Genomic DNA, 25,877 nt, shown 5'->3' with positions numbered 1-25,877 from the left:
GCGCGGCTCAGCCCCGGTCCGCCCTCGGAGTCTCCACGGCCCGCCGGTTCGGGAAGCCGTCGGGCGAGCGGCGGGGGGCCGGCGGCCGGTGCGGCGGCAGCAGCGCGTCGGCCGTGTTGACCCGGGGCAGCGCGTACGGGTGCTCGCGGACCAGCCAGCCGATCATGCGCTCGCGGACCGTGACCCGGACCGTCCAGACGTCGTCGGCGTCCTTCGCCGTCATCAGCGCCCGCACCTCCATGGTGTTCGGCGTGGTGTCGGTGACGGACAGGTCGTAGGCCCGTCCGTCCCAGGCCGGGCACTCGCGCAGGATGTCGCGGAGCTTGTCGCGCATCTCGTCGACCGGCGCGGAGTGGTCCAGCTGCCAGTAGACGACGCCGGTCATCTGCGGAGTGCCGCGCGACCAGTTCTCGAACGGCTTGGACGTGAAGTACGACACCGGCATGGTGATCCGGCGCTCGTCCCAGGTCCGCACCGTCAGATAGGTCAGCGTGATCTCCTCGACGGTGCCCCACTCGCCGTCCACGACGACGGTGTCCCCGATGCGCACCATGTCGCCGAACGCGATCTGGAACCCCGCGAACATGTTGCTCAGCGTGGACTGTGCCGCGACACCGGCGACGATGCCGAGGATGCCCGCCGAGGCCAGCAGCGAGGCGCCCGCCGCGCGGAACGCGGGGAACGTCAGCAGCATCGCCGCCACCGCCACCACCCCGACGACCGCCGACACCACCCGCATGATGAGCGTCACCTGGGTGCGCACCCGGCGGACCCGCGCGGGGTCGCGGTGGGCGCGGGAGCTGGCGTAGCGGGTGTACGACGTCTCGACGACGGCCGCCGCGATCCGGATCACCAGCCAGGCGGCCGAGCCGATCAGCACGACCGTCAGGGTGCGGCCGATCCCGACGCGGTGGTCCTGGAACAGCTGGGCCTCGTCGTACGACCCTCTCAGCAGGGCGGCGCACAGCAGGAGCTGGTAGGGGACACGGCCGCGGCGCAGCAGACCCCACAGCGGGGTTTCGCTCTGCCGTCCGTCGGCCCTGCGCAGCAGCAGGTCGGTGGCCCAGCCGATCACCAGAGTGAGCAGCACGGCGCCGCCGACCACGATCAGTGGGCGGAGTACGTTCTCCATGTCCTCGAACGTAACCGGCCATGGCCGGGCCTGAACATGTGAATCCGGGGCGGTTGCGGGTACTGCCCCGGACCCGCTGTGTCACACCCGGCTGGCACCATTGGCCTCATGAACATCATGCTCTTCCACTCGACCTATGGCCTCAGGCCCGCGGTGCGTGCCGCGGCGGACCGGCTGCGCGCCGCCGGGCACGAGGTGTGGACGCCGGACCTCTTCGAGGGGCGCACGTTCGACACGGTCGAGGAGGGCATGGCCGCCAACGAGGAGATCGGCAAGGACGAGCTGCTGAAGCGGGCCGTGCTGGCCGCCGCGCCCTACTCGGAGAGAGGCCTCGTCTACGCCGGGTTCTCCCTCGGCGCCTCGATCGCGCAGACCCTCGCGCTGGGCGACGAGAAGGCCAAGGGGCTGCTGCTCCTGCACGGCACCTCGGACATCGCGCCGAACGCGGCGGTGGACGACCTGCCGGTGCAGCTGCACGTCGCCGAGCCCGACCCGTTCGAGACGGACGACTGGCTCAGCTCCTGGTATCTGCAGATGCGCCGCGCGGGCGCGGACGTGGAGGTCTACCGGTACGCCGGGGCCGGTCACCTGTACACCGACCCCGGCCTGCCGGACTACGACGCGGAGGCGGCCGAGGCCACCTGGCGGGTGGCGCTCGGCTTCCTCGACTCGCTCGGCTAGCCGGTTCAGCCGGCGGCGCGGTAGGCCGCCCAGCTCTGCTGCATGCGCGTCACCTGGCCGGAGGTGAACTGGTACATGCAGGCGTCGTACGTGTAGTCCATGAAGTTGTGGATCGGGTCGGCGCCCGCCTTGCGGGTGCAGGTGTCGCGGCCCTCGGGGCACTCGTAGGCCGGGCTCTTCTCGGCCGCGGTGTCGTCGACGTAGTCGCCGTTGCCGTTACAGCCGCCCTGGAAGGTGTGGTACAGCCCGAGCCAGTGGCCGACCTCGTGGGTGGCGGTGTCGCCCTCGTCGTAGTTCGCGGCCGAGCCGCCGGGCAGCGAGGCGTCCAGCAGGACGACGCCGTCCATGGACGGGCTGGACTTGTAGGAGCTGGGGAAGGTGGCCCAGCCGAGCAGGCCGCCGCCGAGGTTGGCGGTGTAGATGTTCAGCGCGTTCGCGCCGCCCTTGCGCAGGGCGGACTTCATCGCCTTCTCCTCCGCCGAGCCGGAGGAGACGTTGTACCAGGCGGCGTTGTCCGTGTAGTCGGTGCCGGCCAGCGAGAACTGGAAGCCGGAGTCGACGTTGCCGGTGCCCTGGCCGCCGAACGCCGCGTTGAGCACGTTCATCTGGGCGCTGATGTCGGCCGGGTCGAGCTGCCCGGCGGCGCCGTCGTGGACGACGTGGAAGTACACGGGGATGGTGGCCGTGGCCGACAGGCTGCGGCCGTTGCCCGGCAGCTTGTCGAGCTTCTTGCGCAGGTCGGCCTCCATGGCCTGGGCCTTCGCCGCGCTCACCGCGTTGGGCTCGGCGGCGTGCTCGCCGGACCCGGGGCGGGCCTCGCGGGCCGTGGCCGGAGCGTTCGCGTGGGTGTCCGCGTGGGTGTCCTCGACGCAGTCGGCGGCGGCGAGGGTGCCGGCCGCCGCGACGCCCGTGGGTGCCGACAGGGGGGTGAGCATCAGGGTTCCGGCCACGACGGCGGTGGCGAGAACACGTCTGCGCGTCGAGGGAGATATCCGGGCAAGCGCACGCATGCTGGCTCCTAGCGGATGCGGTGGGGAAGGGGGCGCAGGGGTCTTCCTGGCCGCCGCCCGGAGATTACGTGGACATGCTCAGACGGGAAGAGGAGCGATCAGGCCCAATCAAATTCCCGGCAAACAGGGAGAATTGAGGAGATGAACTGACGGCCTGTCCGAGGTTTGAGATCTCGACGTAACGAAGGCCGTTACCAGGCGGGTGGTGTGTCCGGATTCGAGCCATGGCCCGCACCACCCGCCGTAGCGAGGAGAAGGATGCTGTGATCTCGCCTTAACAGCTCACCGTGCTGCTGTTCTTGGCTGAAAATGACCCCTCAGGTGTGGCTGTCACACCGGGTCGTACGTGCGCTCCACCTTCTGCGTGCCGCTGCGGGTCCGGTACGAGCGGGCCCAGGACGCGGTCGCGTCCGCCTCGGTGCGGTCGGACAGGACGTAGTAGTCCATCTGCGCACGGTCGGCGGTGATGTCCAGGACGCCGTAGCCGTGCCGGTCGGTGTCGACCCAGTGGACATGCCGGTTGGCGGCCCGGATCGCCGGGGCGGCGACCGCGGAGACGGTGCCCTCCGGCACCTTCACCAGGTCGTCGAGGTTGTCGGAGGTGACCGAGGTGACCACGAACTCCGTGGCGGCCGAGGCCGACAGCGGGTACGTACCGGCGTTCACCGGCACGTCGTTGGCCCACGCCATGTGGATGTCGCCGGTGAGGAAGACGGTGTTGCGGATGGCGTTCGCCCGCAGATGGGCCAGCAGTTCCCGGCGGTCGTCGGTGTAGCCGTCCCACTGGTCGGGGTTGATGGCGAGGCCCTCCTGCGGCAGGCCCAGCAGCTTCGCCAGCGGCTTCAGCAGGTCGGCGGAGAGCGAGCCGACGGCGAACGGCGCGATCATCACCGAGTTGCCGACCAGCCGCCAGGTGGTGTCGGAGGAGGCCAGTCCCGCCTTCAGCCAGTCCAGTTGGGCCCGCCCGGTGAGGGTCCGCTCCGGGTCGTCGACCCCGCCGTCGCCCACGGACACCTGCTGGGAACGGAAGGAGCGCAGATCGAGCAGGGAGAGATCGACGAGCTTGCCGAAGCGCAGCCGGCGGTAGGTGGTGCCCGCGATCGCCGGGCGGACCGGCATCCACTCGAAGTAGGCCCGCTTGGCGGCGGCCTGGCGCGCCGCCCAGCTGCCCTCGGCGCCCTCGGTGTGGTTCTCGGCGCCGCCGGACCAGGTGTCGTTGGCGATCTCGTGGTCGTCCCAGATGGCGACGACCGGGGCCACGGCGTGCAGCGCCTGGAGGTCCGGGTCGGTCTTGTAGCGGCCGTGCCGGGCACGGTAGTCGGCGAGGGTCAGGATCTCGTGGGCGGGGACGTGCGGCCGGACGACCGTGCCGCGCGTGCCGTACTCGCCGGTGCCGTACTCGTAGATGTAGTCGCCGAGGTGCAGCCAGGCGTCCAGGTCGCCGCGGCCGGCGAGATGGCGGTACGCGGAGAAGTACCCGGCCTCCCAGTTGGCGCACGAGACCACGCCGAAGCGCAGGTTCGCGACCGCGGCGGAGGCGGCCGGGGCGGTGCGGGTGCGGGCGGCGGGGGAGTCGGTGGCGCCGGCCGAGAAGCGGAACCAGTAGTCGGTGGCGGGCGAGAGGCCGCGTACGTCGGCCTTGACGGTGTGGTCGGAGGCGGCGGTGGCGGTGACGGAGCCCTTGGCGACGACGTTCGTGAACGCCTTGTCCAGGGCGACGGTCCAGCGCACCTCGACATCGGGGCCGAGCCCCGAGCCGGGGACGGCCTCCGGGGTGGGCGTCACCCGGGTCCAGAGCAGGATGCCGTCCGGCAGCGGGTCGCCGGAGGCGACGCCGTGCAGGAAGGCGGGGGCCTCGGCGGCGAGCGCCGGGGCGGGGACGGCCAGCGGGGCCGCGAGAACGGCCCCGGCCGCGGCGGCCTTGACGACCGTACGGCGGCGCGGGGCGGGCGGGTTGGCGGCGGTGTGGGATCTGTTACGACTGGTCACGGCCGATCAGATTACTGATCGGTAAGGGGCTTGGTAAGGCAACGGACATGAAGAGCGGGCGAACCGATCAAGAGTTCGCCCGCACTTGTATCCGGCGTTACTTCGTGACGCCCGCGTCCTTGAGCGCCGCCTTCCACTGGTCGACGGTCTCGGGGTTGGTGATGACCTTGTCGTTGATCTTGATGGTCGGGGTCGACTTGACGTCCTCCGTCTTGTCGAAGGAGTCGCTCATCTTCATCGCCCAGGCGTCGTAGGTGCCCTTCTCGACCGCGTCCTGGAACTTCTTGTTGCCCTTCAGAGCGTCGACCGTGTTCGCCACCTTGATCAGGTAGTCGTCCTCGGCCAGCTCGTCGGTGGTCTCCGCGGGGTGGTACTCCGCCGAGTACAGCGCGGCCTTGTAGTCGAGGAACGCGTCGGTGCTCACGTTCAGCGCGGCGCCCAGCGCGCTCAGCGCGTTCTTGGAGCCCTCACCGCCGAGGTTGCCGTCGAGGAAGGTGCCGAGGGTGAAGGAGAGCTTGTAGTCGCCGTCCTCCATGCCCTTGTTGACGGTCTCGCCGATGGTCTGCTCGAAGGAGGCGCAGGCCGGGCAGCGCGGGTCCTCGTAGAGGTGGACGACGTTGTCGGTCTTGGAGTCGCCGACGAGGATCGTGGTGCCGTTCTTGCCGGAGGTGTTGGCCGGGGCGACGACCTTGGCGTCGGCGGCCGCCTCCCACGCCGAGGGCTGGTTGGTCTGCACGACCGCGTAGCCGATGCCGCCGGCCAGCGCCAGCACCGCGACCATGGACCCGGCGACGATCAGCTGCCGCCTGGTCTTCTCCCGCTTGGCCTGCCGCTCGCGCTCCTGGCGCAGCCGCTCCCGGGCCGCCGTCTTCGCCGCCTGGCTGTTCCGCTTGCTCATGTTCGTGTTCTCCCTGAAGGTCGCGCACCGGTGTGCGCGGATACGGACGAAGGACTGCTCGTGTTCGGATGTGTCGCTTCGCTCAGGCGGCGAGAGCGACGGTGGCCGAGCACGGCGGTCCACGCCGTCCCAGGGAGTGCGCGAGGAGCAGGTCACGGACGGGGGCGGTGCGGTGCGCGGGGCGCGGCAGCCGGCGGACCGCCGGGGCCGGCCGGGCCGCCACCGCGGCGGCCGCCAACAGCAGCGGCCGGAACGTGGTCGCGGTCATCGCGTGCAGCAGCTGGGCCAGCGCCCGCTCGCCGCGGCGCAGCCACGCCGCCGCCAGCAGACCCACGCCGACATGCGCGCCCAGCAGCAGCCAGGCGGTCTCCGGGTGGGCGTCGGCGAGCAGCGCGGCGACCCGGTCGGTGCCGGTCGTCCCGGCCATCCGGGCCAGTGGGCCGCCCACCTCGCCGGCGCACAGCACGTCCAGGCCGACCGAGCGCAGCGGACCGGCGACCGGGCCGCCCGCGCGGCCGTAGCAGGCGTGCTGGCCGGCGGTGAAGACGGTGTCGGCGGCCAGCTCCAGCGGGATCAGCAGCGCCGCGATCCGGCCGAAGCCGCGCTCTTGGCCGGCCAGCGCGTACGCGATCAGGAACACGGCGGCGGCGATCGCCGCCACCGTCCCCACGGGCAGCGGGACGCCGGAGAGCAGCACGTGGGACGCGGTGCTGAGCGTCACGACGATCGCCGTGAACAGCGCCGCGCGTACGGCTCTGAGCTGGGTCCCGGATATGTCCATCGTCTGGAGAGTGTGTCATGGGCTCCCGTAAGGGACCCCTAAAGGGTTCCTGTGAGGGAGCCGGGCGGACCGGTGCTACAGGCCGGGGATCCGGCCGTTGCGGAACAGGTCGAGGAAGATCTGGTGGTCGGCACGCGCGCGTGCCCCGTAGTCGTGCGCGAAGTCCACCAGGAGCGGCGCGAAGCTCTCCTCGTCGCCCGCGAGGGCCGCGTCGATGGCCCGCTCGGTGGAGAACGGCACCAGGTCGGAGTGGCCGCTCTCGTCGTCCGCGGCCGCGTGCATGGTGGCCGTGGCCCGGCCCAGGTCGGCGACGACCGCCGCGATCTCCTCCGGGTCGTCGATGTCGCCCCAGTCCAGGTCGACCGCGTACGGCGAGACCTCGGCGACCAGCTGGCCCGCGCCGTCCAGCTCGGTCCAGCCCAGCCACGGGTCGGCATGCGCCTGGAGGGCGCGCTGGGAGATCACCGTGCGGTGGCCCTCGTGCCGGAAGTACTCGCGGATCGACGGGTCCGTGACGTGCCGGGAGACGGCCGGGGTCTGGGCCTGCTTGATGTAGATCACGACGTCGTTCTCCAGGGCGTCGCTGTGGCCCTCCAGCAGGATGTTGTACGACGGCAGGCCCGCCGAGCCGATGCCGATGCCGCGGCGGCCGACGACGTCCTTCACGCGGTAGGAGTCCGGGCGGGCCAGGGAGGTCTCCGGCAGCGTCTCCAGGTAGCCGTCGAAGGCGGCCAGCACCTTGTAGCGGGTGGCGGCGTCCAGCTCGACGGCGCCGCCGCCGGGCGCGAAGCGGCGCTCGAAGTCGCGGATCTCGGTCATCGAGTCCAGCAGCCCGAACCGGGTCAGCGAGCGGGCGTCGCGCAGCGCGTCCAGCAGCGGGCCGTCGGCGGTGTCCAGGGTGAACGGCGGCACCTCGTCGCTCTTGGCGCCGGTGGCCAGGGCGTGGATGCGCTCGCGGTACGCCGCCGCGTAGGTCCGCACCAGCTCGGTGATCTGCTCGTCGCTGAGCGCCTTGGCGTACCCGATCAGCGCGATCGAGGCGGAGAAGCGCTTGAGGTCCCAGGTGAAGGGGCCGACGTAGGCCTCGTCGAAGTCGTTGACGTTGAAGATCAGGCGGCCGGTCGAGTCCATGTACGTGCCGAAGTTCTCGGCGTGGAGATCACCGTGGATCCACACCCGGGAGGTGCGCTCGTCCAGGTACGGGCCGCCTCGCTTCTCCTCGTCCAGGTCGTGGTAGAAGAGCGCCGCCGTGCCCCGGTAGAAGGCGAACGCGGACGCGGCCATCTTCCGGAACTTCACCCGGAACGCGGCCGGGTCGGCGGCCAGGAGCTCGCCGAATGCGGTGTCGAGGACGGCAAGGATCTCCTCGCCGCGGTGCTCGTCGCTGAGCTGCGGGAACGACATCGCTGGGTGCCTCCTGGTACGGGTGGTGCGTGACCTGTGCGGACGGGAATGGGACAGGATTCGGACACGGTGTCCGTCACCTTCCAACGTCCGACGGTACGCGTGAGTGCCCGCGGGTTGTCAGTCCCGAGGCATAGACTTCGACGCTGTCCCCCAGACTGTCCGCAGCCTGTCGGGCCCCCGTCGACCCACGCCCACCCGTCGCCCGACCGCCACCCCTGAACGAGGCGCTTCGCGCCGCATCTAACAATTGGAGGCCGCAGCCGTGTCCAAGCCGCCGTTCACGCACCTGCACGTCCACACCCAGTACTCGCTGCTGGACGGTGCCGCGCGGCTGAAGGACATGTTCAACGCGTGCAACGAGATGGGCATGACCCATATCGCCATGTCCGACCACGGCAACCTGCACGGCGCGTATGACTTCTTCCACTCCGCGAAGAAGGCCGGAATCACCCCGATCATCGGGATCGAGGCGTATGTCGCCCCCGAGTCCCGGCGCAACAAGCGCAAGATCCAGTGGGGCCAGCCGCACCAGAAGCGGGACGACGTCTCCGGTTCGGGCGGTTACACCCACAAGACGATGTGGGCCGTGAACCGGACGGGGCTGCACAACCTCTTCCGCCTCTCCTCCGACGCCTACGCCGAGGGCTGGCTCCAGAAGTGGCCCCGGATGGACAAGGAGACGATCTCCAAGTGGTCCGAGGGGATCGTCGCGTCCACCGGCTGCCCCTCGGGCGAGGTGCAGACCCGGCTGCGGCTCGGACAGTTCGACGAGGCTCTGAAGGCCGCCGCCGACTACCAGGACATCTTCGGCAAGGACCGGTACTTCCTGGAGCTGATGGACCACGGCATCGACATCGAGCACCGGGTCCGCGACGGCCTGCTGGAGATCGGCCGGAAGCTCGGCATCCCGCCGCTGGTCACCAACGACTCGCACTACACGTACGCGCACGAGGCGGGCGCGCACGACGCCCTGCTGTGCATCCAGACCGGCAAGAACCTCTCCGACCCGGACCGCTTCAAGTTCGACGGCACCGGCTACTACCTGAAGTCCACGGAGGAGATGTACGCCATCGACTCCTCGGACGCCTGGCAGGAGGGCTGCGCCAACACGCTGCTCATCGCCGAGATGGTGGACACCACCGGCATGTTCGAGAAGCGCGACCTCATGCCCAAGTTCGACATCCCCGAGGGCTACACCGAGGTCAGCTGGTTCCGCGAGGAGACCATGCGCGGCATGCAGCGCCGCTTCCCGGACGGCATCCCGGACGACCGCATGAAGCAGGTCGAGTACGAGATGGACACGATCATCTCGATGGGCTTCCCGGGCTACTTCCTCGTCGTCGCCGACTTCATCATGTGGGCGAAGAAGCAGGGCATCGCCGTCGGCCCCGGCCGTGGCTCCGCGGCCGGCTCGATCGTCGCCTACGCCCTCGGCATCACCGACCTCGACCCGATCCCGCACGGCCTGATCTTCGAGCGGTTCCTCAACCCCGAGCGCATCTCGATGCCCGATGTCGACATCGACTTCGACGAGCGCAGGCGCGTCGAGGTGATCAGGTACGTGACGGAGAAGTACGGCGCCGACAAGGTCGCCATGATCGGCACGTACGGCACCATCAAGGCCAAGAACGCGATCAAGGACTCCGCGCGCGTGCTCGGCTACCCGTACGCGATGGGCGACCGCATCACCAAGGCCATGCCCGCCGACGTCCTCGGCAAGGGCATCCCGCTGTCCGGCATCACCGACCCGAACCACCCCCGCTACTCGGAGGCGGGCGAGGTCCGGTCGATGTACGAGAACGAGCCGGATGTGAAGAAGGTCATCGACACCGCGCGCGGTGTGGAGGGCCTGGTCCGGCAGATGGGCGTGCACGCGGCCGGCGTGATCATGTCCAGCGAGACCATCACCGAGCACGTCCCGGTCTGGGTGAGGCACACCGACGGCGTCACCATCACGCAGTGGGACTACCCGAGCTGTGAGTCGCTCGGCCTGCTGAAGATGGACTTCCTGGGCCTGCGCAACCTCACGATCATGGACGACGCCGTCAAGATGGTGAAGGCCAACAAGGGGATCGACATCGATCTCCTCAGCCTCCCGCTCGACGACCCCACGACCTTCGACCTGCTCCAGCGCGGCGACACCCTCGGCGTGTTCCAGTTCGACGGCGGCCCGATGCGCTCGCTGCTCCGGCTGATGAAGCCGGACAACTTCGAAGACATCTCCGCCGTGTCGGCCCTGTACCGCCCGGGCCCGATGGGCATGAACTCCCACACGAACTACGCGCTGCGCAAGAACGGCCAGCAGGAGATCACGCCGATCCACCCCGAGCTGGAGGAGCCGCTCAAGGAGGTCCTGGACGTCACCTACGGCCTGATCGTCTACCAGGAGCAGGTGCAGAAGGCCGCCCAGATCATCGCGGGCTACTCGCTCGGCGAGGCCGACATCCTCCGCCGCGTGATGGGCAAGAAGAAGCCGGAGGAACTGGAGAAGAACTTCGTCATCTTCCAGGCCGGCGCCCGCAAGAACGGCTACAGCGACGAGGCCATCCAGGCGCTCTGGGACGTGCTGGTCCCGTTCGCCGGCTACGCGTTCAACAAGGCCCACTCCGCCGCGTACGGCCTGGTCTCGTACTGGACCGCCTACCTCAAGGCGAACCACCCCGCCGAGTACATGGCGGCGCTGCTCACCTCGGTCAAGGACGACAAGGACAAGTCGGCGGTCTACCTCAACGAGTGCCGCCGCATGGGCATCCGGGTGCTGCCGCCGAACGTGAACGAGTCGGAGGCCAACTTCGCCGCCCAGGGCGACGACGTGATCCTCTTCGGCCTGTCCGCCGTCCGCAACGTCGGCACCAACGTCGTCGAGTCGATCATCAAGTGCCGCAAGGCGAAGGGGAAGTACTCCTCCTTCCCGGACTACCTCGACAAGGTCGACGCGGTCGTCTGCAACAAGCGGACCACGGAATCGCTGATCAAGGCCGGCGCCTTCGACTCCATGGGGCACACCCGCAAGGGCCTGACGGCGCAGTACGAGCCGATGATCGACAACGTGGTCGCGGTCAAGCGCAAGGAGGCCGAGGGCCAGTTCGACCTCTTCGGCGGCATGGGCGAGGAGGACAGCGGCGAACCCGGCTTCGGGCTCGACGTGGAGTTCTCCACCGACGAGTGGGACAAGACGTATCTGCTCGCCCAGGAGCGGGAGATGCTCGGCCTGTACGTCTCCGACCACCCGCTCTTCGGTCTGGAGCACGTGCTGTCCGACAAGGCGGACGCGGGCATCGCCCAGCTCACCGGCGGTGAGCACGCGGACGGCGCGGTCGTCACCATCGGCGGCATCATCTCGGGCCTCCAGCGCAAGATGACCAAGCAGGGCAACGCCTGGGCGATCGCCACCGTCGAGGACCTGGCCGGTTCCATCGAGTGCATGTTCTTCCCGGCGACCTACCAGCTGGTGTCGACCCAACTCGTCGAGGACGCCGTGGTGTTCGTCAAGGGCCGCCTCGACAAGCGGGAGGACGTGCCCCGGCTGGTCGCCATGGAGCTGATGGTCCCCGACCTGTCCAACGCCGGCACCAACGCGCCCGTGGTGCTCACCATCCCGGCCACCCGGGTCACCCCGCCCATGGTCAGCCGCCTCGGTGAGATCCTCACCCACCACAAGGGCGACAGCGAGGTGCGGATCAAGCTCCAGGGCCCGACCAAGACGACCGTGCTGCGCCTGGACCGGCACCGGGTGAAGCCGGACCCGGCGCTCTTCGGCGACCTGAAGGTGCTGCTCGGACCGTCCTGCCTCGCGGGCTGACCGCACCCACCACGAGGGGCGCATCCCGGCCGGGATGCGCCCCTCGGTCTGTGCCTGGGCCTCAACGCCCGTCACACGGATGTCAGTTGTGGCCGAAGCGCTTCTGCCGGCCCTTGTGGGCGTAGTCGCCGGGGCTCGTCTGCTGGGCGTCCTGCTCGGCCTGCGGCTCGATCGTGCTCTGCTGGGCCTGCTGCCGCCCGCGCTCGGACTGGGGCTGCTTACGGTCACGGTTCTTGTTCTTGGCCATGGGGATCTGCCTCCCTTGGGGGATCTAGGGGCCAGGGCCGCGTTCAGATTCACATACGCCGACACGCAGCGCATGTCGGACAATTACCGTCTGTAACAGGGCTTGTCGGCGTGCGCCAGGGGCGCGGCCGCGAGCCGATTCGCATAAACGCCACGCCGAAGATCGAGTTCGGGCCGTTAACCCCCGCGCGGTCGGGCAGACTCGAAGGAAGCCCGAAGCAAACCTCCCGGGAAGAGGGTGAGTCGCGTGGACCGCTGCATCGTCCTGGTGGACGCCGGGTATCTGCTGGGGGCCGCCGCCAGCCTCCTCGCCGGAGAGCCGTCGAGGTCCCGGATCACCGTCGACCACACCGCCCTCATCCAGGGCCTGCGAGAACGCGCCGAGTCGGACACCCAGCAGCCGCTGCTGCGCATCTACTGGTTCGACGGCGCCCCCGACCGCGTCCCGCAACCCGAGCACCGCCGGCTGCGGGTGATGCCCCGGGTCACCGTCCGGCTGGGCGCGCTCACCCGCAGCGACGGCCGCTGGGCCCAGAAGGGCGTGGACGCCGCCATGCACGCCGAACTGACCGAACTCGCCCGCAACCGGGCCTGTTCCGACGTGGTGCTGGTGACCGGGGACGGCGATCTGCTGCCCGGCATGATGGCGGCCAAGGAGCACGGGGTCGCCGTCCACCTGTGGGCCGTGCAGGCCGCCGACGGCGACTACAACCAGTCCGAGGACCTGGTCGCCGAGGCCGACGAGCGGCGCGTGCTGGACCGCACGTGGATCACCAAGGCGGTACGCGCGAAGGAACTGGGCGGAGTCTGCGCGCCGCCGCCCGTGCCGCGCCCGGAGATCGCCGCGATCCTGTCCGCGCCGCTGCCCGAGTCGGCGCTCGGCGCGGCGGAACGCACCACCGAGGAACCCCCGCACCCGGCGCCCGCCGCCGCGCAGAACGGCGCGGAGGAGCGGGTGCCGGCGTCCAAGGGCGTGCCGACGCCGAAGGACCTGGCGGCGCTGCGCGCGCACGGCGCCCAGCCCGCGGACCGGCATCCCGCCACCGCGACCCTGCGCTGGTCCTCCGACAAGGGGTGGGTGGACCGGCCCGGCGTCACCGCCGAGCCCCCCGAGGCCGTCTCCATGCCGACCCTCGCCCAGCTGACCACCGCCGAGCAGCGGTGGGCCGACCGGGAGGAGGACATCACCACCGTCGGCGGCGACCCGTACGAGGTCGGGCAGGTCTTTGCGCGGCGCTGGATCTCCCGGCTTGGCGACCAGGGGCATCTGCAACGGCTGTCCGGCATGTACCCGCGCATCCCGCACCGCATCGACGGCGAGCTGCTGCGCTACGCCGCCCGGTTCGGGCTGCTGGCGCACAAGGACGACCAGATCGACGAGCACGACCGGTACGCGATCCGGGCCGGGTTCTGGCGCGAGGTCGACGGCCGCACGGGCGTGGAACACGCGCCGGCGGGCGAGTAGCGGCGCCCGGGACGGCCCCGCGGAACGCGGCCCGGGACGGCCCCGCGGAAAGCGGCGGATTTATCGGTAACGGTGGTTTTTGGGCGCGGACGGCGCCCCGGGCTCGGCCGCCGGTCCGGGACCCCGTAGTCTCGTCCCTTGTGAGTACGCGCGCGGGACAGGCCTTCGGGGACAGCGATGAGGTCGTGTGCGCGGTGCGCGGACTGACCAAGACGTACCCCGCGACGCGGGGACGGCGCGGCACTCCGGGCACCCCCGAGGTGCGCGCCACCGACGACGTACGGCTGGACGTGCGGCGCGGTGAGATCTTCGGGCTGCTCGGACCGAACGGCGCCGGCAAGTCCACCCTCGTACGCCAGCTCACCGGGTTGATGCGGCCCGACAGCGGCCGCGTCGAGATCCTCGGCCACGACATCGTCCGCCACCCCGAGCGCGCCTCCCGCATCCTCGCCTACCTCGGCCAGGAGTCCACCGCCCTCGACGACCTGACCGTCTCCCTCGCCGCCGAGACCACCGGGCGGCTGCGCGGGCTGGACGTGCGCCGGGCGCGGGCCGAGCGGGACGCCGTCCTCGACGAACTCGGGCTCGCGCCGATCGCCGGGCGGCCGCTGCGCAAGCTCTCCGGCGGGCAGCGGCGGCTGGCCTGCTTCGCCGCCGCGCTGGTGGGGGAGCGGCCGCTGCTGGTGCTCGACGAGCCGACCACCGCGATGGACCCCGTGGCGCGCCGGGCGGTGTGGTCCGCCGTCGACCGGCGGCGCGCCGAGCGGGGCACCACGGTCGTCCTCGTCACCCACAACGTCATCGAGGCGGAGACCGTCCTCGACCGGGTCGCGGTGCTCGACGAGGGCCGGGTGATCGCCTGCGACACCCCCGCCGGGCTCAAGGAGCAGGTCGCCGGCGAGGTGCGGGTCGACCTGGTGTGGCGGGAGCGGGCACCGCTGGACGTGCCGGAGGTCGCCGCGCTCCAGGACCGGGCCGAGCAGGCCGGACGGCGCTGGACGCTCCGGCTGGCCCCCGAGGAGGCCCGCGCGGTCGTCTCCACCGTCACCGGCGGGGCGGCCTTCGCCGCGCTGGACGACTTCACGCTGACCACGCCGAGCCTGGAGGACGTGTACATGGCGCTCGGCGGGGCCGCGCGGCAGGGACTGGTGAAGGCATGAGCAGCCGGGCCGCCGCATCCGTACGGAACAGGGCCACCGCCGCAGGGAAGAGGAGCAGCACGACGTGAGTGTCGTACCCGCAGAGGTTCTGCCGGGCGGTGCCGTGGCCGCGGACGGGGCGGACCGTCCGGCCGCCGAGCTGGCGCCGCCGGCCCGGCTGTGGCCGGCGCTCGCCGCCGTGTACCGGGCCCAGCTGTCCCGGGCGCGGGTGGCGCGGATCCCGCTGCTGTTCGTGGCCACCTTCCAGTCCATCGGCATCATGATCATGATGCGGGGAGTGGTGGACGGCGGCGGCGAGGCGCACTCCGTCGTCGCCGGGTCCTCCGTCGTGGTCGTCGCCTTCGTCGCGCTGAACCTGCTCGCGCAGTATTTCGGGCAGCTGCGCGCCACCGGCGGGCTCGACCACTACGCCACCCTGCCGGTGCCGCCCGCGGCGGTGGTGCTCGGGGCGGCCGGGGCGTACGCCTCGTTCACCGTGCCCGGCACCTTCGTGACCGCCGTCTTCGGCTGCGTCCTCTTCGGGCTGCCGCTGACCCATCTGTGGATCCTCTTCGCCGTCGTCCCGCTCGCCGGCGCGGCGCTCGCCGGGCTCGGCGCGGCATGCGGGCTGCTCGCGCCGCGGCCGGAGCTGGCCACCCTGCTCGGGCAGCTGGGCATGTCGGCGGCGCTGCTGCTCGGGGTGCTGCCGCCGGAGCGGATGCCGGAGATCATCCGGCTGGCGCGGGACCTGCTGCCGTCCACGTACGGGGTGGAGGCCTACGCGCGGACCTTCGCGGCCGACCCGGACTGGGCCGTCGTGGCGGTGGACCTCGCGGTGTGCGCGGGGGTCGGAGTGATCTCGCTGGCCGTCGCCACCTGGGCGTATCGGCGGGCCGCCGTCCGGTGACGCGCCCGGTGGACGGGCCTGGCACGATGTCAGGGTGACAGCACCGTTGACTCCGCCTCCGCCGCCGCACGAACACTCCTCGCACGGCCGGTGGCCGCCCTCGGGTGCCGCCGGCGCCGGGTACGGGGCAGTGGCGTACGGAGCCCACGGAGGGCAGGGACAGGACGGCCCCGGGATGAAGACCGAAGTGCGGGACGCCGCGGTGATCACGGTGGCGGCGGCACTCGCCGGGGTGCTGCTCGGGGTGCTGTGGAACTGGCTGGCGCCCCGGGTGCCGCTGGTCGGGGAAGTGATCGACGGCAGCTGGGTCGTGTACGTCAAGGACACCGAGGGCGAGCAGGCGGTCGGCGTCGACGGAACGTTCACCCTGCTCGCGTTGGCGTTCGGTGTGCTGACCGGCGTGGTGGTGTTCCTGCTGCGGCGGCGCGGCGGAGTGCCGCTGGTGCTGGCGCTGGGCGTCGGAGGGCTGCTCGGATCGCTGGTGGCGTGGCGGGTCGGCGTGTGGCTCGGACCGTCGCAGGACGTGCTGGCGCACGCGAAGGAGGCCGGGCGGGGGGTGACGTTCTCCGCGCCGGTGAAGCTGGGCGCGAAGGGGGCGCTGCTGACGTGGTCCTTCGCCGCGTTGCTGGTACACCTCGGGCTCACGGCGCTGTTCGGGCCCCGGGATCCGGAGGTGCCGTACGGGTACGGGCCGAAGGGGGCTGCGGCGGGGCAGGGCTGAGCTGGGCCGGCGTTTTCGCTGGGGCGGGGTGTTGCGCGGCCCGGCGCGACGGGGTGCCGCCCGCGCCCACCCGTGCCGCCCTGGGCGGCACGAATGCCCGCGGTTTAGGTGAAGGCCCGCCCTGCGGCCAAGCGCAAAGCGCTACGTCCGGCCGATCGGGGCCACCACCGCGTCCGTGAGCTTTGTCAGGGCCGTGGGGGACAGTTCCACCTCCAGGCCACGGCGGCCGGCCGAGACGCAGATCGTCGCGTGGGACGAGGCCGACGCGTCCAGGACCGTCGGGAGCTTCTTGCGCTGGCCCAGGGGGGAGATGCCGCCCCGGACGTAGCCGGTGGTGCGTTCCGCGAGGGCGGGGTCGGCCATGGCCGCGCGCTTGCCGCCGACCGCCGCCGCGAGGGCCTTCAGGTCGAGCTGGCCCGCGACCGGCACCACCGCCACGGTGAGGCTGCCGTCGACGTCGGCGACCAGCGTCTTGAAGACCCGCTCGGGGGAGACGCCCATCGCCTCGGCCGCCTCCTCGCCGTACGACGGGTGGGAGGGGTCGTGGTCGTAGGCGTGGACCGTGTACTCCACGCCCGCCGCCGTCAACGCCACCGTCGCCGGAGTGCCGCCGGACTGCTGCTGCTTCTTCGACTTCTTCGCCATCCGGGCTTCCGCTCGTCCAGTTCGGGGTTCAGTTCAGGCTTGTGGGGCCGCGCGTCAGGTCCACCGCGGGCAGCGACGGCAGCGTACGGATGATCGCCGTCTCCGCGCGAAGGAGTTTCAGCTCGTCGCGCAGCCGGGACGCGGTGTCCGGCGCCTGAAGGAGCCGCTGCTTGGTCGGGATGTCCAGCATCATCGCGGCCGCGACCAGGTAGGACACCACCGACGGCTCGTCCGGCAGGTCCCCGCCGGTCGCCAGCGACCGCTCCCGCGCGCCCGCCAGCCGCTTCTGGTACTGCCGGAACGCCCGCAGCACGCCCTCGGCCAGCGCCCCCGCCTCGTCGCCGGGTTCCTCGGGCAGTTCCTCCAGCTCGGCCGTGAGGTAGGGCCCCGACGCGTCCACCGACAGCAGCCGCACCCGGGTGGTCCCGGTCGCCAGCACCTCGAAGCCGCCGTCGGCCCGCTCCCGGATGGTCGCCGCGTCGGCGATGCAGCCGGTGCCGTGGAACGCCTTGACGGGGTCCGGGCCGAATCCGGCGGCGGGGCCGCGCTCCGGCAGGGAGGTCGGGTCGGGCATGCCCGGTGCGCTCGCGGCCACCTCGTGGCCGTCGCGGATCGCCACGACGGCGAACCGGCGCGGCTCGTCGTCGGGGGTCTTCAGCAGCGCGCGCATCATGGCGCGATAGCGCTCCTCGAAGACGTTCAGCGGGAGGACGAGTCCCGGGAACAGCACCGAGTTGAGGGGGAAGAGCGGCAGCCGGACGGTGGTCACGACGCAAAAGCCTAATGGTCGCGGAGGGCGGCGTGTCCGCCCCGCCCGCGGACCGGGCGGGCCGGGCCCTGTCCCGCCCGGTCAGTTCCGGCTCAGCAGCCGGGTCGCCCCGGCCGCGACCGTCGTCGCGAGGACCCAGCCCAGCAGGATCATCGCCGCGCCCAGCCACTGCCAGCCGCCGCGCAGCTGCCAGCCGCCCGCGTGGCCGAGGTCGATGACGGGCAGCAGCAGGTCGAGGGCGAACAGGGCCGGGTTCCAGGGCGGTTTCGCGGCGCTGCCGCCGGCCGCCTCGGGCCGCCCGGCGTACGCGAAGGCGAGGGAGCCCGCCGCCCACAGCACCGCCATCCACACCGCGGCGCGGCCCGGCCGGTAGCCGTAGGCCACGGTCCAGTCCTGCGCGTAGCCCCAGAACTTGGCCGCGGGCGGCAGCGTCTCGCGCCGTCGCCGCTGTTTGGCGAGCAGCACCTCGCGGGCGTCCTCGTCCTCGCCGCCGGCCCGCAGCACGGAGGCGAGGCGTTCGTACGGGTCCGGGTTGTACTCGGCGGTGGCCGCGGCCACCCACTCCAGCCGCTCGGCGAGCGGGAACGGCCCCTGCGGGACCAGGTTCTCGTAGGTGAAGCCCGGCATGTGCAGGCGGCCGGGGCCCGGCCAGCTGCTCGCCCGGTCGACGAGGTTGACGACCCGCGCGCCGGACAGCACCACCTTGCCGCGCTGCGGCCCGTCCCCGAGGAAGCGAAGTTCCGGCACCTGGACGCGGCGCAGGGACAGCTCCTGGTCGTCGTCGAGGACGAGGCGGGCGCCGTCGAAGTCGACCGCGTCGCCGAACCGGCCGTCGTCCAGCCGCAGCCCGCCCTGGCACTCGAACCGCTGGATCCGGGTCCCCTGCGCGGGCGTCCGGCCGCTCAGCTGGAGGCTGCCGACGCCCGCCGGGGTGAGGTACAGGGTCCGTTCGACGGTCAGCTGCGGCGCGTTCAGCGCGAGCCTGCCGTACGGGTTGCGCAGCCGCGCGCCGCGCAGGCTGAGCGACACGCCGACGGTGGCGCCGCGCAGGCTCATCTCGCCGTGCGACTCCAGCAGCTCGGCCTGGAGGTCCTGGCCGACGGTCATACCGTCCCCGGCGATGGAGCGGCCGCTGCGGTCGCGGTACACGATCGCCTGGTTCAGCAGCAGGTCGGTGCCTATGTGCGCGTCGGTGAGCCGCATCCCGCCGAGGAACCGGCTGCGCGGCAGATGCAGGTCGCCCTCGGTGTGCACCCGGGCCGCCTCCAGCCGCGGCACCGAGCAGTTCACCAGGCGCACGGTGCTGAAGCGGGCCTCCGGCAGTCTGACCTCCCGCTCGAAGCGGCAGCCGGTCAGCTCGACGTACGGCACCACGGTCCCGCCGGACAGATCCATCGTGTCGCTGATCCGCACGCCGGACAGTTTCAGCGAGGACACCCGGCCGGCCAGCGCGGGCGGGCCGTCCAGAAGCAGCCAGCACACGATGCGGGCCCGCACGGTCCGCTCCGGGCCCCACGGATGCCCGCCGTGCGGATCGTCGACGACGGCGTCACCGCTGGTGAGGTCGTAGACGGTGCCGTTGCGGAAGGCCTGCCACATGCCGGCCTCGGCGGCGGTCAGATCGTCCGGAACGTCCCCGGCCCGCAGGGCGGCCCCCTCGGTCACAGCTGTCACTCCCCTCCCGGATACTCACGGGTTCATCCCTTCGTACAGCTGTTCATGCCCGCTCTGTGACAGATGGAACACGGTAAGTGAGGGGAATCCTCCCGGTTCGCTGGACGCTCTGTATCAGCCATTGATACGTGCGGACGGCCGCCGTCACCGGTCTGCGAGAATTGGGCCTGTGATCTCCCGAATCGATCTGCGCGGCGACGCCCTCCCGGAGGGTCCCGCCCTGCGCGACCTGCTGCCCCGAGCCGACTTCGACGTATCCGTCGCCCTTGAGAAGGTGCGTCCGATCTGCGAGGCCGTGCATCATCGTGGCGACGCGGCGCTGATCGACTTCGCCGAGAAGTTCGACGGCGTGAAGCTGGAGCGGGTCCGGGTGCCGGCCGAGGCGCTCACCCGCGCCCTCGACGAGCTGGACCCGGCCGTCCGCGCGGCCCTGGAGGAGTCCATCCGCCGCGCCCGGCTCGTCCACCGCGCGCAGCGCCGCTCCACCCACACCACCCAGGTGGTGCCCGGCGGCTCGGTCACCGAGAAGTGGGTGCCGGTGGAGCGCGTGGGGCTGTACGTGCCGGGCGGCCGCTCGGTCTACCCGTCCTCCGTGGTCATGAACGTCGTGCCCGCCCAGGAGGCCGGCGTCGGGTCCATCGCGCTCGCCTCACCGGCCCAGGCCGAGTTCGGCGGGCTGCCGCACCCGACGATCCTCGCCGCGTGCGCGCTCCTCGGCGTGGACGAGGTGTACGCCGCGGGCGGCGCCACCGCCGTCGCGATGTTCGCCTACGGCACCGAGTCCTGCGCGCCGGCCAACATGGTCACCGGCCCCGGCAACATCTGGGTCGCCGCCGCCAAGCGCTTCTTCACCGGCAAGATCGGCATCGACGCCGAGGCGGGCCCGACCGAGATCGCGGTCCTCGCCGACGCCACGGCCGACCCGGCGCACGTCGCCGCCGACCTGATCAGCCAGGCCGAGCACGACCCGCTGGCCGCCGCCGTGCTGGTCACCGACTCGGTGGAGCTGGCCGACGCCGTGGAGCGGGAGCTGGAGCCGCAGGTCGCGGCCACCAAGCACGTCGACGACCGGATCGTCCCGGCCCTGAAGGGCAAGCAGTCCGCGATCGTGCTGGTCGACGGGGTCGACGAGGGCCTGCGGGTGGTCGACGCGTACGGCGCCGAGCACCTGGAGATCCAGACCGCCGACGCCGCGGCCGTGGCCGACCGGGTGAAGAACGCCGGCGCGATCTTCATCGGCCCGTGGGCGCCCGTCTCCCTCGGCGACTACGCCGCCGGGTCCAACCACGTCCTGCCCACCGGCGGCTGCGCCTGCCACTCCTCGGGTCTGTCCGTGCAGTCCTTCCTGCGCGGCATCCACATCGTCGACTACACGAAGGACGCGCTGGCCGAGGTCGCGCACCACGTGGTGACGCTGGCGGAGGCGGAGGACCTGCCCGCGCACGGCGCGGCGATCAAGGCGAGGTTCGACTGGAAGGTTCCGCAGGGCAAGTGACTGGCATCGACGATCTCCCCGTCCGGGACGAACTGCGCGGCAAGTCCCCCTACGGCGCCCCGCAGCTGGACGTCCCCGTACGGCTGAACACCAACGAGAACCCCTACCCGCTGCCCGAGCCGCTGGTCGAGCGGATCGCCGAGCGGGTGCGCGAGGCGGCCCGCGGCCTCAACCGCTACCCGGACCGGGACGCGGTGGAGCTGCGCACCCGGCTCGCCGAGTACCTGGCGAAGACGTCCGGCCACGAGGTGGGCCCGGCCAACGTGTGGGCGGCCAACGGCTCCAACGAGGTCATCCAGCAGCTGCTGCAGACCTTCGGCGGACCGGGCCGTACGGCGATCGGCTTCGAGCCGTCGTACTCCATGCACGGCCTGATCGCGCGCGGCACCGGCACCGGCTGGATCTCCGGCCCGCGCAACGACGACTTCACCATCGACCTGGCGGCGGCCGAGAAGGCCATCGCCGAGAACCGGCCGGACGTCGTCTTCGTCACCACCCCCAACAACCCCACGGGCAACGCCGTCCCGCCCGAGACGGTGCTCGCGCTGTACGAGGCGGCGCAGGCCGCGAAACCGTCGATCGTCGTGGTCGACGAGGCGTACGTCGAGTTCAGCCACGGCGACTCGCTGCTGCCGCTGCTCGACGGCCGCCCGCACCTGGTGATCTCCCGCACGATGTCGAAGGCGTTCGGCGCGGCCGGACTGCGCCTCGGCTACCTCGCCGCGCACCCGGCGGTCGTGGACGCCGTCCAGCTGGTCCGGCTGCCGTACCACCTGTCGGCCGTCACCCAGGCCACCGCCCTCGCCGCCCTGGAGCACACCGACACCCTGCTCGGCTACGTCGAGCAGCTGAAGGCCGAACGGGACCGGCTGGTCACCGAGCTGCGCGCGATCGGCTACGAGGTGACGGAGTCCGACGCCAACTTCGTCCAGTTCGGCCGGTTCGCCGACGCCCACGAGGCCTGGCGGAGGATCCTCGACCGGGGCGTCCTGGTCCGGGACAACGGCGTACCGGGATGGCTGCGGGTCACCGCCGGCACCCCGGAGGAGAACGACGCGTTCCTCGACGCGGTCCGTGAAGTGAAGAAGGAGCAGAACACATGAGCCGCGTGGGACGCGTGGAGCGCACGACCAAGGAGACCTCCGTCGTCGTCGAGATAGACCTCGACGGCACCGGGAAGACCGACATCTCCACCGGAGTCGGCTTCTACGACCACATGCTCGACCAGCTCGGCCGGCACGGTCTGTTCGACCTCACCGTGAAGACCGAGGGCGACCTGCACATCGACTCCCACCACACCATCGAGGACACCGCTCTCGCGCTGGGCGCCGCCTTCAGGCAGGCCCTCGGCGACAAGGTGGGGATCTACCGCTTCGGCAACTGCACGGTCCCCCTGGACGAGTCCCTCGCCCAGGTCACCGTCGACCTGTCCGGCCGGCCGTACCTCGTGCACACCGAGCCCGAGAAGATGGCGCCGATGATCGGCGAGTACGACACCACGATGACCCGGCACATCCTGGAGTCCTTCGTCGCGCAGGCCCAGATCGCGCTGCACGTGCACGTGCCGTACGGGCGCAACGCGCACCACATCGTGGAGTGCCAGTTCAAGGCGCTCGCCCGCGCCCTCCGGTACGCCTCCGAGCGCGACCCGCGCGCGGTGGGCATCCTTCCCTCCACGAAGGGCGCGCTGTGAACGGGCTGTCGACCGTCCTGATCGTCGTCGGGCTGTTCCTGGTCGGCGGCATCATCTCCTTCGCCAAGCAGAAGATGCCCAGGAGCCTGATCGTGCTGCTCTCCATCGGCGCCGCGATGTGCCTCGTCGCGGGCGTCATGCGGCTGGAGGTGTGGAACTGATGAGCACCCCGAAGAAGGTCGTGGTCTTCGACTACGGCTTCGGCAACGTCCGCTCCGCCGAGCGTGCCCTCGCCCGCACCGGCGCCGACGTCGAGATCACCCGCGACTTCGACGCCGCCATGAACGCCGACGGCCTGCTGGTGCCGGGCGTCGGCGCCTTCGCCGCCTGCATGCAGGGGCTGCGCGCGGCGCGCGGCGACTGGATCATCGACCGCCGGCTGTCCGGGGGGCGGCCCGTGATGGGCATCTGCGTCGGCATGCAGATCCTCTTCGCGCGCGGCATCGAGCACGGCGTGGAGACCGACGGCCTCGACGAGTGGCCCGGCAGCGTCGAACCGCTCCAAGCCGACATCGTGCCCCACATGGGCTGGAACACCGTCGAGGCACCGGCCGGCTCCGAGCTGTTCGCCGGTCTGGACACGGACGCCCGCTTCTACTTCGTGCACTCCTACGCCGTCCACGACTGGACCCTGGAGACCACCAACCCGGCGATGGCCGCACCGCTGGTCACCTGGTCCACGCACGGCAAGCCGTTCGTGGCCGCCGTGGAGAACGGCGCCCTGTGGGCCACGCAGTTCCACCCCGAGAAGTCCGGCGACGCCGGCGCGCAGCTGCTCACCAACTGGATCGGAACCCTGTAGAGACATGGCCAAGCTCGAACTGCTCCCCGCCGTCGACGTCCGCGACGGCCAGGCCGTCCGCCTCGTGCACGGCGAGTCCGGCACGGAGACCTCGTACGGCTCCCCCCTGGAGGCCGCCCTGGCCTGGCAGCGGGCGGGCGCCGAGTGGCTGCACCTGGTCGACCTGGACGCGGCCTTCGGCACCGGCGACAACCGTGAGCTGATCGCCGAGGTCGCGAAGGCGATGGACATCAAGGTGGAGCTGTCCGGCGGCATCCGCGACGACGCCACCCTGGCCGCCGCGCTCGCCACCGGCTGCACCCGCGTCAACCTCGGCACGGCCGCGCTGGAGACCCCTGAGTGGGTCGCCAAGGTCATCGCCGAGCACGGCGACAAGATCGCGGTGGGCCTGGACGTACGGGGCACGACCCTGCGCGGCCGCGGCTGGACCCGCGACGGCGGCGACCTCTACGAGACGCTGGACCGTCTCGACAAGGAGGGCTGCGCGCGGTACGTGGTCACGGACATCGCCAAGGACGGCACCCTCCAGGGCCCCAACCTGGAGCTGCTGAAGAACGTCTGCGCGGCGACGGACCGCCCGGTCGTGGCGTCCGGCGGCGTGTCGTCCCTGGACGACCTGCGCGCGCTGTCCGGGCTGGTGCCCCTCGGTGTCGAGGGCGCCATCGTCGGAAAGGCCCTGTACGCGAAGGCGTTCACCCTCGAAGAGGCCCTGGAGACGGTGTCGTCATGACGTCCGGAGCCGTACGGCGCGTGCAGAGCGGAAGCCCCTGGGAGGACTCCTTCGGCTTCGCACGCGCCGTCGCGGCGGGCGACCGTGTGCTGGTGGGGGGCACCACGTCCTTCAAGGGGCGGGTGCTGTACGGCGAGGGCGACCCCTACGAACAGGCCAAGGTGGCCTTCACCAGCGCGATCGAGGCGATCGGCGAGTTCGGACTCGGGGTCGGGTCGGTGATCCGCACCCGGATGTACCTGACCCACGTCCGGGACGTGGACGAGGTGGGCCGGGCCCACAAGGAGATCTTCGACGCGGTGCGGCCGGTGTCCACCCTCCTGGTCGTGGAGGGCTTCGTGGACCCGCGCATCCTGGTCGAAGTCGAAGTAGAAGCATTCAGAGGAGCCGAGCAGTCATGACCCTGGCGGTCCGAGTCATCCCCTGCCTGGACGTGGACAACGGCCGGGTCGTCAAGGGCGTCAACTTCCAGAACCTGCGCGACGCGGGCGACCCCGTCGAGATGGCGAAGGTGTACGACGCCGAAGGCGCCGACGAGCTGACGTTCCTGGACATCACCGCCTCGTCCGGCAACCGCGAGACGACGTACGACGTCGTCCGCCGAACCGCCGAGCAGGTGTTCATCCCGCTGACGGTGGGCGGCGGCGTGCGCACGGCCGACGACGTGGACAAGCTGCTGCGCGCGGGCGCGGACAAGGTCGGCGTGAACACCGCCGCGATCGCCCGCCCCGAGCTGATCCGCGAGATCGCCGAGCGCTTCGGCCGGCAGGTCCTGGTCCTGTCGGTGGACGCCCGCCGCACGCAGGACGGCTCCTTCGAGGTCACCACCCACGGCGGCCGCAAGGGCACCGGCATCGACGCCGTCGAGTGGGCCCACCGGGCCGCCGAGCTGGGCGCCGGCGAGATCCTGCTGAACTCCATGGACGCGGACGGCACCAAGGACGGCTACGACCTGGAGATGATCCGCGCCGTCCGCAAGCACGTCACCGTCCCCGTGATCGCCTCCGGCGGCGCGGGCAGGCTCACCGACTTCCCCCCGGCGATCTCCGCCGGCGCGGACGCGGTCCTGGCCGCCTCGGTCTTCCACTTCGGCGACCTGCGCATCGGCCAGGTCAAGGAGACGCTGCGGGAGGCCGGGCACGCGGTCAGGTGACCCCGGCCCCCGGCCCGAGCCGCCCGCTCGCCGAGCCCTTGAGCCCCGGTCGTTCGGCCGGGGCTCTTTCGCGAGCCGACGCGAAGGGAAACTTGCGCAATATTTATTGTGCAAGTTTCCTTTCCTGACTACCGTGGAGGCATGGCAGACAAGGAGAGAGGCCGTCGGATCACCGACCTCGGCACCCTCAAGGCACTCGCCCACCCGCTGCGGATGAAGCTCTACCGAGGGCTGCTCGTGGCGCGCACCGCCACCGCCTCCCAGCTCGCCGAACAGGTCGACGAGGCGGTGTCGCTCGTCAGCTACCACCTGCGGAAACTCGCCGAGCACGGTCTGATCGAGGAGGCCGAACCGCAGAGCGCGGACGGGCGGGAACGCTGGTGGCAGCCCGCCTCCGACGGAGTGAGCATCCGCGACGAGGACTTCCGGGACGCCCCGGAGAAGGCAGCCGCGCACACCGCGGCCAGCCGGCTCTTCGCCGACCAGCGCATGGACATGTACCGCCGCTACCTCGACGAGCGGGCGCACTGGGGCCCCGAGTGGAACACCTCCGCGGACTCCGCGGAGTCCGTGCTGCGCCTCACCGCCGCCGAACTGGCCGAGTTCAACGCCGAACTGCTCGCCCTGGCCCGCAAGTACGAGGAACGCGGCCGGGCCGCCGAGGCGGCGGGGGAGAGCGCGGGCCGCGAGAACGTCGCGGTGCACACGTACACGTTCCCGTTCCGCGTCTGACCGGGG

General features: G+C 71.5%; 25 protein-coding genes. 15 read left to right on the top strand and 10 right to left on the bottom strand.

Features of this window, described 5'->3' with window-relative positions; all coding sequences use genetic code 11:
- Positions 1-7 precede the first annotated feature (7 nt).
- Positions 8-1,132, bottom strand: coding sequence for a mechanosensitive ion channel family protein (locus AMK31_RS24735; RefSeq protein WP_073942834.1), 1,125 nt, complete (start codon positions 1,130-1,132; stop codon positions 8-10).
- A gap of 108 nt (positions 1,133-1,240) precedes the next feature.
- On the opposite strand from AMK31_RS24735, the gene AMK31_RS24730 reads away from it, so the two are divergent.
- Positions 1,241-1,813 (top strand): dienelactone hydrolase family protein, encoded by a 573-nt coding sequence (locus AMK31_RS24730; protein ID WP_073942833.1) that lies wholly within the window; start codon positions 1,241-1,243, stop codon positions 1,811-1,813.
- A 5-nt stretch (positions 1,814-1,818) separates the two neighbouring features.
- On the opposite strand, the gene AMK31_RS24725 is transcribed toward AMK31_RS24730, so the two are convergent.
- From AMK31_RS24725 to AMK31_RS24705, 5 genes are all read right to left on the bottom strand, one after another.
- Positions 1,819-2,823 carry a zinc metalloprotease gene (locus AMK31_RS24725; protein WP_073942832.1) on the bottom strand — a complete coding sequence of 335 codons (1,005 nt, stop codon included), beginning with the start codon at positions 2,821-2,823 and terminating at the stop codon, positions 1,819-1,821.
- 330 nt (positions 2,824-3,153) lie between these two features.
- Complete coding sequence (locus AMK31_RS24720; protein WP_073942831.1) at positions 3,154-4,812, bottom strand: alkaline phosphatase D family protein; 1,659 nt, start codon at positions 4,810-4,812, stop codon at positions 3,154-3,156.
- 97 nt (positions 4,813-4,909) lie between these two features.
- A complete protein-coding gene (locus AMK31_RS24715) occupies positions 4,910-5,710 on the bottom strand; it encodes a DsbA family protein (protein WP_073942830.1) in 801 nt (266 codons plus the stop codon).
- A gap of 82 nt (positions 5,711-5,792) precedes the next feature.
- Complete coding sequence (locus AMK31_RS24710; RefSeq protein ID WP_073942829.1) at positions 5,793-6,491, bottom strand: hypothetical protein; 699 nt, start codon at positions 6,489-6,491, stop codon at positions 5,793-5,795.
- A gap of 75 nt (positions 6,492-6,566) precedes the next feature.
- Positions 6,567-7,895, bottom strand: a complete 1,329-nt coding sequence (locus AMK31_RS24705) for a DUF2252 domain-containing protein (protein WP_073942828.1) — start codon at positions 7,893-7,895, stop codon at positions 6,567-6,569.
- 265 nt (positions 7,896-8,160) lie between these two features.
- On the opposite strand from AMK31_RS24705, the gene dnaE reads away from it, so the two are divergent.
- Entirely contained in the window at positions 8,161-11,700 is a 3,540-nt protein-coding gene (dnaE, locus tag AMK31_RS24700) for a DNA polymerase III subunit alpha (protein ID WP_073943044.1), read from the top strand.
- An 82-nt stretch (positions 11,701-11,782) separates the two neighbouring features.
- Here dnaE and AMK31_RS41085 read toward each other — a convergent pair whose 3' ends face one another.
- On the bottom strand, positions 11,783-11,947 hold the full coding sequence (locus tag AMK31_RS41085; protein ID WP_198948567.1) for a hypothetical protein: 165 nt from the start codon (positions 11,945-11,947) through the stop codon (positions 11,783-11,785).
- Positions 11,948-12,193: 246 nt separating this feature from the next.
- Here AMK31_RS41085 and AMK31_RS24695 point away from each other — a divergent pair, with 246 nt between their 5' ends.
- The 4 genes from AMK31_RS24695 (at position 12,194) to AMK31_RS24680 (ending at position 16,178) form a co-directional block, all read left to right on the top strand.
- Positions 12,194-13,411, top strand: a complete 1,218-nt coding sequence (locus AMK31_RS24695) for an NYN domain-containing protein (RefSeq protein WP_073942827.1) — start codon at positions 12,194-12,196, stop codon at positions 13,409-13,411.
- Positions 13,412-13,596: 185 nt separating this feature from the next.
- Positions 13,597-14,571: an ABC transporter ATP-binding protein gene (locus tag AMK31_RS24690; protein WP_073942826.1), complete on the top strand. Its 975-nt coding sequence runs from the start codon at positions 13,597-13,599 to the stop codon at positions 14,569-14,571.
- A gap of 64 nt (positions 14,572-14,635) precedes the next feature.
- Positions 14,636-15,457, top strand: coding sequence for an ABC transporter permease (locus tag AMK31_RS24685; RefSeq protein ID WP_073942825.1), 822 nt, complete (start codon positions 14,636-14,638; stop codon positions 15,455-15,457).
- Between the two features lie 34 nt (positions 15,458-15,491).
- A complete protein-coding gene (locus tag AMK31_RS24680) occupies positions 15,492-16,178 on the top strand; it encodes an AAA family ATPase (protein WP_073942824.1) in 687 nt (228 codons plus the stop codon).
- Positions 16,179-16,319: 141 nt separating this feature from the next.
- Here the strand turns inward: AMK31_RS24680 and ybaK are convergent, their stop codons facing one another.
- The 3 genes from ybaK to AMK31_RS24665 all read right to left on the bottom strand — a co-directional run bounded on the left by ybaK (position 16,320) and on the right by AMK31_RS24665 (position 19,257).
- Entirely contained in the window at positions 16,320-16,823 is a 504-nt protein-coding gene (ybaK, locus tag AMK31_RS24675; RefSeq protein WP_073942823.1) for a Cys-tRNA(Pro) deacylase, read from the bottom strand.
- Between the two features lie 28 nt (positions 16,824-16,851).
- Positions 16,852-17,592, bottom strand: coding sequence for an LON peptidase substrate-binding domain-containing protein (locus tag AMK31_RS24670; protein ID WP_073942822.1), 741 nt, complete (start codon positions 17,590-17,592; stop codon positions 16,852-16,854).
- Between the two features lie 81 nt (positions 17,593-17,673).
- Positions 17,674-19,257 carry an oxidoreductase gene (locus AMK31_RS24665; RefSeq protein ID WP_073942821.1) on the bottom strand — a complete coding sequence of 528 codons (1,584 nt, stop codon included), beginning with the start codon at positions 19,255-19,257 and terminating at the stop codon, positions 17,674-17,676.
- 178 nt (positions 19,258-19,435) lie between these two features.
- On the opposite strand from AMK31_RS24665, the gene hisD reads away from it, so the two are divergent.
- The 9 genes from hisD (at position 19,436) to AMK31_RS24625 (ending at position 25,871) form a co-directional block, all read left to right on the top strand.
- Positions 19,436-20,761, top strand: a complete 1,326-nt coding sequence (hisD, locus tag AMK31_RS24660) for a histidinol dehydrogenase (protein ID WP_073942820.1) — start codon at positions 19,436-19,438, stop codon at positions 20,759-20,761.
- A complete protein-coding gene (locus tag AMK31_RS24655) occupies positions 20,758-21,864 on the top strand; it encodes a histidinol-phosphate transaminase (protein WP_073942819.1) in 1,107 nt (368 codons plus the stop codon). Before hisD ends, AMK31_RS24655 begins: the two co-directional genes overlap by 4 nt.
- The gene (gene hisB, locus AMK31_RS24650; RefSeq protein ID WP_073942818.1) at positions 21,861-22,454 is read left to right on the top strand and encodes an imidazoleglycerol-phosphate dehydratase HisB; all 594 of its coding nucleotides are present in this window, start codon (positions 21,861-21,863) and stop codon (positions 22,452-22,454) included. Before AMK31_RS24655 ends, hisB begins: the two co-directional genes overlap by 4 nt.
- A complete protein-coding gene (locus AMK31_RS41080; RefSeq protein WP_198948566.1) occupies positions 22,451-22,615 on the top strand; it encodes a hypothetical protein in 165 nt (54 codons plus the stop codon). Before hisB ends, AMK31_RS41080 begins: the two co-directional genes overlap by 4 nt.
- Entirely contained in the window at positions 22,615-23,256 is a 642-nt protein-coding gene (gene hisH / locus AMK31_RS24645) for an imidazole glycerol phosphate synthase subunit HisH (RefSeq protein ID WP_073942817.1), read from the top strand. The genes AMK31_RS41080 and hisH overlap by 1 nt, the downstream gene beginning before the upstream one ends.
- A gap of 4 nt (positions 23,257-23,260) precedes the next feature.
- Entirely contained in the window at positions 23,261-23,986 is a 726-nt protein-coding gene (gene priA / locus AMK31_RS24640; RefSeq protein ID WP_073942816.1) for a bifunctional 1-(5-phosphoribosyl)-5-((5-phosphoribosylamino)methylideneamino)imidazole-4-carboxamide isomerase/phosphoribosylanthranilate isomerase PriA, read from the top strand.
- Positions 23,983-24,387 carry a RidA family protein gene (locus AMK31_RS24635; RefSeq protein ID WP_073942815.1) on the top strand — a complete coding sequence of 135 codons (405 nt, stop codon included), beginning with the start codon at positions 23,983-23,985 and terminating at the stop codon, positions 24,385-24,387. Before priA ends, AMK31_RS24635 begins: the two co-directional genes overlap by 4 nt.
- Entirely contained in the window at positions 24,384-25,139 is a 756-nt protein-coding gene (hisF, locus tag AMK31_RS24630) for an imidazole glycerol phosphate synthase subunit HisF (RefSeq protein WP_073942814.1), read from the top strand. The genes AMK31_RS24635 and hisF overlap by 4 nt, the downstream gene beginning before the upstream one ends.
- A 141-nt stretch (positions 25,140-25,280) precedes the next feature.
- On the top strand, positions 25,281-25,871 hold the full coding sequence (locus AMK31_RS24625; RefSeq protein WP_073942813.1) for an ArsR/SmtB family transcription factor: 591 nt from the start codon (positions 25,281-25,283) through the stop codon (positions 25,869-25,871).
- Positions 25,872-25,877 lie beyond the last annotated feature (6 nt).

Source organism: Streptomyces sp. TSRI0107 (assembly GCF_001905845.1).
GTDB lineage: Bacteria > Actinomycetota > Actinomycetes > Streptomycetales > Streptomycetaceae > Streptomyces.
This window is presented reverse-complemented; position numbering and strand designations above follow the sequence as displayed.

Bases quoted from the DNA above. Each gene is read 5' to 3' on its own strand.
- hisF (WP_073942814.1), top strand. From the start codon at position 24,384: ATGACCCTGGCGGTCCGAGTCATCCCCTGCCTGGACGTGGACAACGGC.
- hisB (WP_073942818.1), top strand. From the start codon at position 21,861: ATGAGCCGCGTGGGACGCGTGGAGCGCACGACCAAGGAGACCTCCGTC.
- AMK31_RS24635 (WP_073942815.1), top strand. From the start codon at position 23,983: ATGACGTCCGGAGCCGTACGGCGCGTGCAGAGCGGAAGCCCCTGGGAG.
- AMK31_RS41085 (WP_198948567.1), bottom strand. From the start codon at position 11,947: ATGGCCAAGAACAAGAACCGTGACCGTAAGCAGCCCCAGTCCGAGCGC.
- AMK31_RS24625 (WP_073942813.1), top strand. From the start codon at position 25,281: ATGGCAGACAAGGAGAGAGGCCGTCGGATCACCGACCTCGGCACCCTC.
- ybaK (WP_073942823.1), bottom strand. From the start codon at position 16,823: ATGGCGAAGAAGTCGAAGAAGCAGCAGCAGTCCGGCGGCACTCCGGCG.
- AMK31_RS24735 (WP_073942834.1), bottom strand. From the start codon at position 1,132: ATGGAGAACGTACTCCGCCCACTGATCGTGGTCGGCGGCGCCGTGCTG.
- priA (WP_073942816.1), top strand. From the start codon at position 23,261: ATGGCCAAGCTCGAACTGCTCCCCGCCGTCGACGTCCGCGACGGCCAG.
- AMK31_RS24715 (WP_073942830.1), bottom strand. From the start codon at position 5,710: ATGAGCAAGCGGAACAGCCAGGCGGCGAAGACGGCGGCCCGGGAGCGG.
- AMK31_RS24710 (WP_073942829.1), bottom strand. From the start codon at position 6,491: ATGGACATATCCGGGACCCAGCTCAGAGCCGTACGCGCGGCGCTGTTC.
- hisH (WP_073942817.1), top strand. From the start codon at position 22,615: ATGAGCACCCCGAAGAAGGTCGTGGTCTTCGACTACGGCTTCGGCAAC.
- AMK31_RS24725 (WP_073942832.1), bottom strand. From the start codon at position 2,823: ATGCGTGCGCTTGCCCGGATATCTCCCTCGACGCGCAGACGTGTTCTC.
- AMK31_RS24705 (WP_073942828.1), bottom strand. From the start codon at position 7,895: ATGTCGTTCCCGCAGCTCAGCGACGAGCACCGCGGCGAGGAGATCCTT.
- AMK31_RS24730 (WP_073942833.1), top strand. From the start codon at position 1,241: ATGAACATCATGCTCTTCCACTCGACCTATGGCCTCAGGCCCGCGGTG.